The organism is Acinetobacter sp. ANC_7513 (genome assembly GCF_056779915.1).
On the sequence record NZ_JBWYIW010000013.1, the window covers coordinates 60,416 to 71,291 of the forward strand.

A 10,876-nucleotide genomic window follows, 5' to 3' on the forward strand; every position below is an offset into this window, starting at 1 on the left:
TTACATGGATTCAATCGTTCAACAATCGTTAAAACTCATTGAAAGTGGCAAAGTTCCAGATCAAGTTATTCGTCTTGGTATCCAAGCACTTTGCAAAAAACGTCTTGAGCAAGAAGGTCGTTTTGACCCTGTATTCGCTTCACAGCGTTATATGGATGTATTAAAAAACTTGAAAAAAAGTGAAATCGCGATTGATACAGACAAGGCAAATGAACAACATTATGAGTTGCCTACTGCATTCTTTCAGGCCGTGTTGGGCAAGCGTTTAAAATACAGTGCCAGTTTATTCCATGATGCTAAAACCAGTTTAGATCAAGCTGAGGAAAATGCCCTGCAGGTCTACTGTGAACGTGCGCAATTACAAGATGGTCAGGACATCTTAGAGATAGGCTGTGGTTGGGGATCACTCAGTTTGTATATGGCAGAGCATTATCCAAATGCCAACATTACGGTAGTCTCAAACTCCAATACTCAACGTCTTCACATTCAACAACAAGCCAAAGAAAAGCAATTTAACAATTTGACAGTTATCACCTGTGATGTAAATCAACTCGAGTTGGAGCAAAACTCTTTTGATCGTGTTGTATCCGTTGAAATGTTTGAGCATGTTCGAAACTATCAGCGATTATTTGCCAATATTAGCCAATGGCTCAAAGCAGATGGTTTATTGTGGTGTCATATTTTCTGCCATCGATTTATTCACTATCCATTTGAAGTTAAAAATGATTATGACTGGATGTCTAAATATTTTTTTACAGGGGGGGTAATGCCTGCTGTTTCGACTTTCCTGCACTTTCAGGATCATTTACAGTTAGAAAACCAATGGCAATGGTCTGGACAACAGTATGAACATACAGCCAATGCATGGTTAAATAATATGGACCAAAAAAAGGACTTACTTAAACCACTATTTAAGCAAACTTATGGTCAAGATGCGGAAATCTGGTGGCAACGTTGGAGAATCTTTTTCATGGCTTGTGCAGAACTATTTGGTTATGACAAAGGTCGTGAATGGGTGGTCGGCCATTATTTGTTTAAGAAGCGAGCTGTTTGAAGTTCAAACTAAGCTTAGCGATAAGGTGAAGAGGGTACATGTCCATGATGAGGCTATTTAGGGATAAACGCGATCATCCTTTGGGTGAGGTGTTTAACCGCTATTATTGGCTACAAATTGGTCTTATTGCCTTATCTATTGTGATTGGGATTGGTTGCAGTGCTTGGGTCATTAAAGGAACATTGCTGACCACAGCGCTTGAACAGGAGATGGAGCATTACTGGCAGCGTATGGAGCGTAATCCAGAAGCTGCTTTACCCGACACTAAAAATTTATATGGATATCGTTGGTCCGATGACGAGTTAGCCCCCTCTGAATTTCGTAATTTAAAACTCCAATCGGGTGTACATCGACACTATATTGATGGTAAAGACAGGATGACGGTTTATGGGACACGCAATGGTGAACACGTTTTTTTAGTGTTTGGTGAAAGTAATGTTAATAAGCTTATTTGGCTGTTTGGTTTAGCGCCACTCATGGTCAGCTTATTTTTGCTATACAGTGTGCTGTGGTGGTGGAATCGCCGTGCACGCCGCTATTTTTCGCCCATCACACGCTTAGCCAATGCACTCGAACATATCGATTGGGAACATCAGAATAATCGAGCATCACCATTTAAAGAAATTAAAACAGATTCTAATTTGGAGGCTGAATATCTTAAGCAAGCACTTGAAAAATATCATCAAGTTCTAAGCGAATTCATTCAGCGTGAAAGAGACTTTACTGGCGATGTTAGTCATGAACTTCGAACACCGCTCACAATATTGAAGGGAAATGTACAACTTTGTCAGGCCCGTTATGGTGATAACAAATCCTTTACTCGATTGCAAAACACAATCGAAGATATGCAGTTATTGGTCGATACACTTTTGGCGATTGCTCGAAATACCACAAGCAATTTACAAAGTGAAAAAACCCGTTTATCTGAATTGCTTCAAGATGTTGTAAGTGACTTGAATAGTGTCAGTTTGGCAAAAGGAATGAGTATCGATTTAAACATCGAAGTTAATGAGGTCAAACGTCATTTATATCCATCGATGACAAAAATGGTGTTTAGCAATATTTTAAGAAATGCATTGAATTACTCTCAAGGTACAAGCATTAATGTCATTCTCGAAAAAAATAAAGTGTTGGTCGCAGATAATGGTATCGGGATTGATTTACCGAATAACTCTAAGGTGCAAGAACTAACGAATCAGCAGCTGCAACTCGATATCAAAGGTCATGGTATCGGGCTACAACTGGTTCAAAAATTATGTAAACAACTTGGCTGGAGAGTAGAGTTATTTGATCGTGAATACTATTTGATGACTCATCCAAAAGTTGACTTGTCACTCAGTTCAGGACTGATTGTGGTCGTTTACTTAAATGATCAGCCTCCAAAATAGCGTATTTGGGGGAATTTGATCTGAAGTGTGAATTCAGTAGTAACTAGTTTTATTCAACTGCGATCTTTAGACCTACCCCTGAAACGGTGTGTATTAATTTTTGTTCAAACGGCTTATCGACCATTTTTCTTAAATTATAGATATGGCTTCTGAGTGCATCGCTTTCTGGTTCTTCATCCCCCCATAACTCAAGCATGATCTCCTGTTTAGTGAGCACTTTAGGTGAGTTTCGCATAAGTAATTTTAAAAGTTTGAATTGAATAGGTGGCAGTTCGATCATTTGACCTGCACGTGTGATTTGCTGTAAAGCAGGGTCTAGTGTGAGATCGTGAATTTTGATTTGGCTGTTAGATACTTCTCCTAATGAGCGTTTGATCAGTGCACGAACACGATAAACCAATTCATTAAAATCAAATGGTTTGACTAAATAATCATCTGTACCAGCTCGGAAACCTTTTAATTTATCATCCAAAGTATCACGAGCAGTCAGCATCAGTACTGGGAGGTCGAGTCCCTGTTTGTTGCGAAGCCATTCACACAGGTCATACCCTGTACCGTCAGGTAAATTAATATCTAACAGTAGAATATGATAAGGATGTTGCTTGAGCAGTTGACGTGCCACATCCAAATTACGCGCATGATCAACCACAAAATTATGCTCTTCTAAAAATTCACATAATGTTGAAGCAAGTTCGTAATGATCTTCGACCATTAAAATAAAATGTTTAGTCATGGCGACACGATTAGTCCAATAATTGCTTTTTCAAAGTATCACTAAATGGAGACGAACCCAGCCAAATATTAAAATAATCATTGGCATTCATGTATTGAATTTTACCCAAAATTTTTTGATTTAAACTTAAGGTTAAAGTCTGGGTCGTATGGGTATAGCTTAGACTATAAATATCACCAGACCGAACGGGTTGGTACAATTGTGTGATCTGGTCAAGCTGATCCAACGTATTGGCTTGTTTGACATTTCGTTTAAGAAAGTGCGTTGCAGCCCTTTTAAAAGCCCATTCTGGAATATTTTGAGTATAAGCAAAGTCCATGCGAATATCTTGATTCTTCCAAGTGCTTTGACAATTTTGAGCGAAATAAGTTGCTTTACCGACATTTTTTTGTCCAACTTTGAGGTCTCCTTGACCACACTCACGCACACTTTGTGCATGCGCGAGTGGTAAGAAGAATAGACTCAAAGCAGAGAGGGTGATTATTGCGATTTTTTGAAAGGTAATAACCATGCGTATAACCCTCCAGCATATGGTAGTGAGCGAAATAAGCCATCAGCTGGGTCCCAAAAGTCTTGCTGGAACACAATTTTGTCTTGCTCATTGAGTTTTATTTCACTAATTCCATGTGATTCCATGCTTCGAGTCGTGCCGAAGATTTTAAAATCATATGCCATACGCCAATGCACATAGGCTGAGTCGTCAAAATGTGATGTGTTGAGCAATTTGACTGAAACATTACTGACACGGTTGTTCATACCTTTGAAATGTTCGACTAGATTTTCACGCTTACTAAATTGTGAAAGTGTGTCATTGATATATAAACTGTCAGCATACAGATTGCTTGCTCGGTTAGTGAATTCAGGTGTACCTAAGGTATTGAATGCACTGGTAAAACGAACCCCTATATCTTGAGCTTTGGCAGGCGTCATGGTGATGCCTTGAACTGTCGATCTTGCTTGAGCATAATCATCAGAGTAACTTGGAATACTTGCACAGCCTGATAAAAAGAGTAGAGGAAGGCTCAATGTCGCAGCCACAATTTTTTTGACGTGTTTCATGATCTCAATCCACTAATTTATTCTTATTTTTTAATCTACTGGCAATCTTGTGAAATGGATGTGAAATTAAAATATGAGCTGTGTTCGATGAAAGATATTTGTGTTAAAGGGAGTTCCATTGAACTCCCTTTAACTTTGTTTTATTTAAATTTCCAAGTGTAATCAATGTTGACACGCATTTCGTCATCCGACTTAAATGCCATACCTACTGGTGGGATGTCGTTACGGTAGCGACTATAACGTGTACGAATATTTAAACCTTCGAGTTTACCCGTTGGAACACGATAGCTGAGCTCGAAATCAAGAGCATCTTGTTCAAACGTCTGATTGTCGGTGTTACGAATTTCAATATCATCGCCTTTACTATAACGAGTCATAAACTTTAGACCTTTCAATGAAGTGTCTTTAAAGTCATAGTCATAGCGTGCGTGATAGACTTTTTCATTAATGTTGGTGAAATCAGCACTCATACTATCTAAGAACACTGCTGGCTCTGAACCCGCTAAGGTCGGAAGAGCTGTATCACCAAAAGACTGCATATAGCCCAAACTGAAAGTATGATTGTTACGGTTAAGCCCAAAAATACCGCTCAAATGTTGATTTTCAATATGTCCTGCACGAGCTTGACCTGAGTCTTCACTCACAAACAGGCGTACATCCCCTAAGAAATGCCCAATACCTATATCATGTTTGCTTTTTGCACCAATGAAATTTTGGTGATAAACATCATGAAGGTTGGCATGAAAGAGTTGCGCACTAATTTGATCGTTAAATTTATATTCAGCACCAAGCATGTGTAAGCCAGATGATTCGGCAGCAGTCTTAAATCGATTATTAGGATTGCCAACTTTAATTTTTTCATAATCTGTTGAATCACGTTGATTCACACGATCCACATACAGGGCATGAATTTTCAAATTATCCACTTCATTGATTTGAAGATGTGTACCTCGATAATTTTGCTGGAATAAACGAGCTGGTGAAGAGAACAAAACAGGGAACATTGGTGCGAGTGTACCCCCATGTAAAGTCGATTTGCCCACTTTCGCTTTTGCCGTCCAGCGAATTTCTCCATACTGATCAGCTTTACCTGATGGACTGGTTGGCAGTAATCCCGAAGCTGCATAATCGTCGGCATCACTGCCTAAAAGATTAAAACCTGCCAGTGCCATAATGTCTAAACCTAGTCCTACGGTACCTGGTGTATAGCCTGAATTAGCTTTAAAGATAAAACCTTGAGCCCAGTCTTTCTGATCTTTACCTGATGCATCTTGTGTATATGCGCGATCAAAATAAAAATTGCGAGCTGTTAGATTGACTGATGCATCATCTATAAATGAATTTGCTTGCGTTGTTGATAGAAATCCAGACGCAATTACCCCTAAAAAGATTGCAGAAAATCTCATTATTGTCCCTATATGAAAAGTGGAGCTAGACGTCTTGTCTAGCTCTAAAGTATTTAAAAAATGATTATGCAGATGTTGGTTGTTGGAAATGCAATTGTGCAGTTTCTTTATTTTTGAGTTTTGAAATGCTTAATACCATGATAATGGCTGCAACGAATGCCAACGCATAATAACCGTAAAGTACAAGTGATGAGATACCACTGTCGAGAAAAGCACCTGCAACTAGTGGAGACAAAATACCGCCTACACGACCAAAACCAATCGCATAACCTACACCAGTCGCACGAACATCAGCATCATAGATTGCAGGAGACATCGCATATAGACCTGCGACACATCCGTTTGACATCATACCAAGGAATAAAGCAAGAATGAAAGCGATCATGAGTGAACCAGTACTGTTCACAAATAACCAGATCAAGATTGCAGTTAAGGCAAGGAAAGCCGCTTGAACATAGTAAATACGGATACGTGAACTAATCAGACCTAACAGCGCAGCACCAAACATACCGCCAGCACTAATCAGGACACCTGCTGTTACACCTTGTTCAGTGGTCATCCCATTTGCAGATAAGATTTTTGGTGTCCAACTCATGACGAAGTAGAAACCAAACATAACGAAGAAGAAGCTAAACCAGATACAAATCGTTTGAAGTGCCAATTTAGGACTGAACAAACGTGCCAAACCACTCTTTGCTTGTTCGCTGGTCATAGTGACCGTAGGAAGTTGCTGTAATGGGGTAATATTGATTTTCTTTGCTAAAACATTAATACGTTCTAGAGCATTTTTTGGCTGTTTAACCAAAAGGTAATCAAGTGATTCTGGTAAGGTGAAATAAGACACTACCAACATGAATAAAGTCGCTAGACCACCTGTTAAGAAGACTGCACGCCATCCGAAATTGCTGATAAGTGCAATAGCAATAATCCCACCAACGGTTGCACCAATCGCGTAACCTGTACATTGTAAGCTGACTGCGAGACTTCTCCAACGCAGAGATGCGTACTCACTTGCAATAACATTACTACTTGCGAGAATACCGCCGATGCCTAAACCAGTCACAAAACGCATCATGCCAAGTTGCATTGCAGTCTGAGCAAATGATGCTGCAACCATACTTACTCCAGAGATAAGTAGGCAAAGTAAGATGAGTGGGCGGCGACCGATTTTGTCAGCCCAAGGTGCAAGAAATAGTGAGCCAGCACCCATACCAAATAGGCCAGCACTCAATAGTGCACCAAGTTCAGCGCCAGTCAGTCCCCACTCGGCAGAAACAGATGCAGCAGTAAAGGCCATGACAAGAACGTCAAAGCCATCAATAACATTTAATAAAATACAGATACCGATAACAAACCACTGAAACCCATTCATGGTCTTGTTATTCATTTCCTCACGCGGGTTCTGAACCATTTACTTTCTCCATGGAATAAGACCTCATTGAAAAGCACTACGTGTGGCATGTGATTACATGTCATAAACGTAGGCAGACTTCAGAAGTCATCCTAGTAATGTTTAAGGTGTTCATCGCAGTCAGAACCCGTCCATATTCTGGTATTGATGAAATAATCAACACGTCTGCAATGTGCATGAATTTAGCATTATTGGATCCAAATTCAAGCAAAAAAATATTAACTTAGATATATTTTAGATTAAATGGATCCATATTTGCGAAGAAGTACTTGAAAAATATACTAAAGTACTAGGGATTAAAAAAATGAACGCCTCAGTTAAAGAAAGGAAAAAAATCTTAAAAGTTCATTCGAATCTTCCGAATTTTATAAAATAGCGCGCAAATCATGAGCTACTTGTTTAAGCTGGGGCAAAATATTTTGGATTAAATATGTTTCTGTAATTCTGTGGCTGGATCCGATACAGTTGAGTGCGGCTACAGTATCACCTTGCATGTTGAGAATAGGGACAGCTAAAGCAATAATTCCCAATTCATGTTCTTCTGTAGAAATGCAATAGTCTTGTTTTTGAACAGTTGCAATAGTGTTTATAAACTTTTGATGATCTATGATGGTAAAAGGCGTTAATCTCTTGAGTGGATATTGTGCAAGCCATTGATTAAGTTCATCATGGCTCAATCTTGAGAGTAGTATTTTACCTGTTGAGGTGGCGTAGGCTGGAAGGCGATTACCTAGATGAATACCCAACGGACTCATTTTAGATGATTCGTTCTGTTGAGGAACACTTTTCGCAACAGGTACTACTTCATGTTCATCGAGTACCGTGACTGAATAGCTCAGTGCAGTTTTGATACTGAGTAAATTCAGCATAGGTTGAGCGACTTTTGGCAAATATGCAGAGCTTAGATAAGCACTTGAAAAGCGTAAAACTTTGTAGGTGAGCCAATAAAAATGTTCATCTGTGTCTAAATAACCTAAAAATTTTAAAGTTCTTAAATATCGTCGTGCTGCGCTGCGACTCAATCCTGTACGTTCAGCAATTTGGGTGACATTTAATTTTTGACGTTCAACACCAAAGCACTCTAATAGATTCAAACCTTTAGCAAGGCCTGCAATATAATCATCATATTGAATTACTTCTTTATTTTTAGCATTTGAAATCAATTCATTGCGCATGATATTGCTCTGATTTACACCCTTTAATTCTGATATCTTGTCCGATGATCGGTCATTTGTCACTAAATTCGGTCGTATTTAGGGCTAAAGTCTAGTACCTCAGTTGGAATTTCATTAGGTTTTACAAAAGGAAAAAAATTGAGGGTGTTTGCAATATGGAAATTTTAAAAACCAAAGTCGCGATTATTGGTTCAGGTCCAGCAGGTTTATTACTCGGTCAACTGCTATATAAAGCGGGTATTGATCATATTTTAATTGAACAGCGCAGTGCTGAATATGTTGCCAGTCGAATCCGTGCTGGGATTTTAGAGCAAGTTTCAGTAGATTTATTGACTGAAGCTGGTGTAGATCAGCAACTCCGTGAAAAAGGGTTACCTCATCAGGGTATTGAAATTCTAACCAATGGTGAAAAGCACCGTGTTGATTTAACGCAGTTGACGGGTGGTAAACAAGTTACGGTATATGGCCAAACTGAAGTCACCAAAGATTTAATGCAGGCTCGCACAGCGGCTCAACTCACTTCATACTATGAATCAGCTAACGTTCAAGTACATGATTTCTACGGTCAACCAAGTGTTACTTTTGAGCATAATGGTCAGCAAGTTAAAGTTGAATGTGATTTTATCGCAGGTTGTGATGGGTACCATGGTGTGTGCCGTGCCAGTGTGCCAGAAGACAAAATTAAAACTTTTGAGAAAGTCTATCCATTTGGCTGGTTAGGGGTATTGGCAGATGTACCTCCTGTTGCGGAGGAACTAATTTATGTGCAATCTGATCGTGGATTTGCATTATGCAGTATGCGTTCTAACACGAGAAGTCGCTATTATCTACAAGTACCGTTAACGGATAAAGTTGAAAACTGGTCAGATGAGCAATTTTGGGAAGAGTTAAAAAATCGTCTAGATCCTGAAAGCCGTGAAAAGCTCGTGACTGGTCCATCAATTGAGAAGAGTATTGCGCCATTACGTAGTTTTGTCACTGAGCCAATGCGTTTTGGTAAAATGTTCTTGGCGGGTGATGCTGCTCATATTGTACCGCCAACAGGAGCTAAAGGTTTAAACCTCGCTGCATCTGATATTGCGTATCTTTCTCAAGCTCTCATTGAATATTATCAAACGGGTTCTGAGCAGGGGATTGAGCAGTATTCTGAAAATTGCTTAAAACGTGTATGGAAAGCAGAGCGTTTCTCTTGGTGGATGACTCATTTATTACATCGTTTTGAGACAGAAACCGAATTCGAGCATAAAATCAAACAAGCTGAATTAAGTTATATTCTTGGTTCAGAAGCAGGGCAAACTACGCTTGCTGAAAACTATGTTGGACTACCACTCCAAAAAGCGAGTTAATCCTCGAAGTCAAGCTTAATCCATTGGCTAATTTTTAGCACACACCAAATTGCTCCACAATTTGGTGTGTTTTTTTATTAAACAAATTGTCTAAATTCAATCGAGGTTTGCTGTAATAAGGGCAGAATATACTGAATTAAATATTCCTTACTGGTTTTACCTGTCGGTGACACAATGTTCAATGCTGCGACAACATCAGCACGATGATTGTGAATAGGTACAGCCAAAGCATGTACGCCTAACTCATGTTCTTCAGCTGAGTAACAATATTCATCAGCTCTAACTTCTGCTAATAATTTTATAAATTTCTCATTATCGGTATACGTATATTTGGTGAGTGCTTTGAGTGGATATTTTTCCAACCATTCTTGTTGTGCTTCCTTGGATAAATAACTTAATAAAATTTTCCCTGCAGATGTCGCATGAGCGGGTAGTCGGTTACCTAAATGTAATCCATAAGGATTAACACGATCAGTCTGTTGATGCGCTGCACTACGTGCAATCGTAATAGCTTCGTAGCCATCTAATACCATCACGGAATAAATGAGAGAGGTTTGCTGGGTAAGTAAATTCAACAATGGCTGAGCAATTTTAGGCAGCTGTGCACCACTTAAATATGCACCTGAAAATTTTAAAATTTTAGGTGTTAAATAATAGTAATGACCATCAAACTCTAAATAACCTAAATATTCTAAAGTCATTAAATGTCGTCTTGCAGCGGCTCGAGTCAACCCTGTTTTTTCTGCAGCCATGGTCACATTTAAACGGTGACGGTCATTTGCAAAACAATCTAGGATAGCCAGTCCTTTGCTGATACCTGCAATAAAGTCTTCGTGACGAATCCACTTTTTATTATCTGGATTTTGAAGTTGTCTGTTCCTTGAGTCTGATTCTGTAGACACAGCATTTTCCTTGCTATTTTAAAAATTGAATTATTGATGCTGATTTAGAATCTTGAGCAATATACTCAAGATATTGTTCGATCATCGAACAAAAAATCTGTAAATCGTACAAGAACCTTTTTTCAAGGTAGCTCAAGCTTTTTAATTTATCAAGAATGGAGTGACGGAATCCAAGCGATTTAGTTGCATATTTCAATCTCCGTCCAGATTGAAATTGCGCTAATCGTGGATTCCCCAAATATTAAAATATGTTGTACAGAGGGAGTTGTTGGATGATCGATAAATCGTCACAGTCTTTAGTTGAAGCTTTATCCCAAATTAAAGACGGTTCAACCATTATGATTGGTGGGTTTGGTACTGCAGGTCAGCCTGCTGAACTCATCGATGGCTTAATTGAACTCG

11 protein-coding genes are annotated in these 10,876 nt (G+C 39.0%); 4 read left to right on the plus strand and 7 right to left on the minus strand.

The features are described from left to right. Window positions 1-4: 4 nt before the first annotated feature. Window positions 5-1,054 carry an SAM-dependent methyltransferase gene (locus tag AC1M9B_RS13015; protein ID WP_481609250.1) on the plus strand — a complete coding sequence of 350 codons (1,050 nt, stop codon included), beginning with the start codon at window positions 5-7 and terminating at the stop codon, window positions 1,052-1,054. 44 nt (window positions 1,055-1,098) lie between these two features. Continuing rightward, window positions 1,099-2,442, plus strand: a complete 1,344-nt coding sequence (locus AC1M9B_RS13020) for a sensor histidine kinase (protein ID WP_481609254.1) — start codon at window positions 1,099-1,101, stop codon at window positions 2,440-2,442. Between the two features lie 49 nt (window positions 2,443-2,491). Here the strand turns inward: AC1M9B_RS13020 and AC1M9B_RS13025 are convergent, their stop codons facing one another. The 6 genes from AC1M9B_RS13025 to AC1M9B_RS13050 all read right to left on the minus strand — a co-directional run bounded on the left by AC1M9B_RS13025 (window position 2,492) and on the right by AC1M9B_RS13050 (window position 8,226). Further along, window positions 2,492-3,175, minus strand: coding sequence for a response regulator transcription factor (locus AC1M9B_RS13025; protein WP_481591913.1), 684 nt, complete (start codon window positions 3,173-3,175; stop codon window positions 2,492-2,494). A gap of 10 nt (window positions 3,176-3,185) precedes the next feature. Beyond that, window positions 3,186-3,686 carry a chalcone isomerase family protein gene (locus AC1M9B_RS13030; protein ID WP_481609251.1) on the minus strand — a complete coding sequence of 167 codons (501 nt, stop codon included), beginning with the start codon at window positions 3,684-3,686 and terminating at the stop codon, window positions 3,186-3,188. Beyond that, entirely contained in the window at window positions 3,656-4,234 is a 579-nt protein-coding gene (locus AC1M9B_RS13035) for a nuclear transport factor 2 family protein (RefSeq protein WP_171260728.1), read from the minus strand. Before AC1M9B_RS13035 ends, AC1M9B_RS13030 begins: the two co-directional genes overlap by 31 nt. A 140-nt stretch (window positions 4,235-4,374) precedes the next feature. Beyond that, a complete protein-coding gene (locus AC1M9B_RS13040; RefSeq protein WP_481609252.1) occupies window positions 4,375-5,640 on the minus strand; it encodes an OprD family outer membrane porin in 1,266 nt (421 codons plus the stop codon). Window positions 5,641-5,704: 64 nt separating this feature from the next. Continuing rightward, the gene (locus AC1M9B_RS13045) at window positions 5,705-7,051 is read right to left on the minus strand and encodes an MFS transporter (RefSeq protein ID WP_481594067.1); all 1,347 of its coding nucleotides are present in this window, start codon (window positions 7,049-7,051) and stop codon (window positions 5,705-5,707) included. A gap of 365 nt (window positions 7,052-7,416) precedes the next feature. After that, window positions 7,417-8,226 carry an IclR family transcriptional regulator domain-containing protein gene (locus AC1M9B_RS13050; RefSeq protein WP_180000496.1) on the minus strand — a complete coding sequence of 270 codons (810 nt, stop codon included), beginning with the start codon at window positions 8,224-8,226 and terminating at the stop codon, window positions 7,417-7,419. A 155-nt stretch (window positions 8,227-8,381) separates the two neighbouring features. Here AC1M9B_RS13050 and pobA point away from each other — a divergent pair, with 155 nt between their 5' ends. After that, window positions 8,382-9,572: a 4-hydroxybenzoate 3-monooxygenase gene (gene pobA / locus AC1M9B_RS13055; protein WP_481590765.1), complete on the plus strand. Its 1,191-nt coding sequence runs from the start codon at window positions 8,382-8,384 to the stop codon at window positions 9,570-9,572. Between the two features lie 77 nt (window positions 9,573-9,649). Here the strand turns inward: pobA and pcaU are convergent, their stop codons facing one another. After that, window positions 9,650-10,474 carry an IclR family transcriptional regulator PcaU gene (gene pcaU, locus AC1M9B_RS13060; RefSeq protein WP_180028016.1) on the minus strand — a complete coding sequence of 275 codons (825 nt, stop codon included), beginning with the start codon at window positions 10,472-10,474 and terminating at the stop codon, window positions 9,650-9,652. A 272-nt stretch (window positions 10,475-10,746) separates the two neighbouring features. Between pcaU and AC1M9B_RS13065 the strand changes: the two genes are divergently transcribed. Next, window positions 10,747-10,876 (plus strand): CoA-transferase (locus AC1M9B_RS13065; RefSeq protein WP_481609255.1); only part of this gene is annotated, 130 nt, incomplete at its 3' end.

Excerpts from the sequence above, each read along its gene's own strand:
- AC1M9B_RS13035 (WP_171260728.1), bottom strand. The coding sequence starts at position 4,234 with ATGAAACACGTCAAAAAAATTGTGGCTGCGACATTGAGCCTTCCTCTA.
- AC1M9B_RS13050 (WP_180000496.1), bottom strand. The coding sequence starts at position 8,226 with ATGCGCAATGAATTGATTTCAAATGCTAAAAATAAAGAAGTAATTCAA.
- AC1M9B_RS13040 (WP_481609252.1), bottom strand. The coding sequence starts at position 5,640 with ATGAGATTTTCTGCAATCTTTTTAGGGGTAATTGCGTCTGGATTTCTA.
- AC1M9B_RS13015 (WP_481609250.1), top strand. The coding sequence starts at position 5 with ATGGATTCAATCGTTCAACAATCGTTAAAACTCATTGAAAGTGGCAAA.
- pobA (WP_481590765.1), top strand. The coding sequence starts at position 8,382 with ATGGAAATTTTAAAAACCAAAGTCGCGATTATTGGTTCAGGTCCAGCA.
- AC1M9B_RS13020 (WP_481609254.1), top strand. The coding sequence starts at position 1,099 with ATGATGAGGCTATTTAGGGATAAACGCGATCATCCTTTGGGTGAGGTG.
- AC1M9B_RS13025 (WP_481591913.1), bottom strand. The coding sequence starts at position 3,175 with ATGACTAAACATTTTATTTTAATGGTCGAAGATCATTACGAACTTGCT.
- AC1M9B_RS13030 (WP_481609251.1), bottom strand. The coding sequence starts at position 3,686 with ATGGTTATTACCTTTCAAAAAATCGCAATAATCACCCTCTCTGCTTTG.
- AC1M9B_RS13045 (WP_481594067.1), bottom strand. The coding sequence starts at position 7,051 with ATGGTTCAGAACCCGCGTGAGGAAATGAATAACAAGACCATGAATGGG.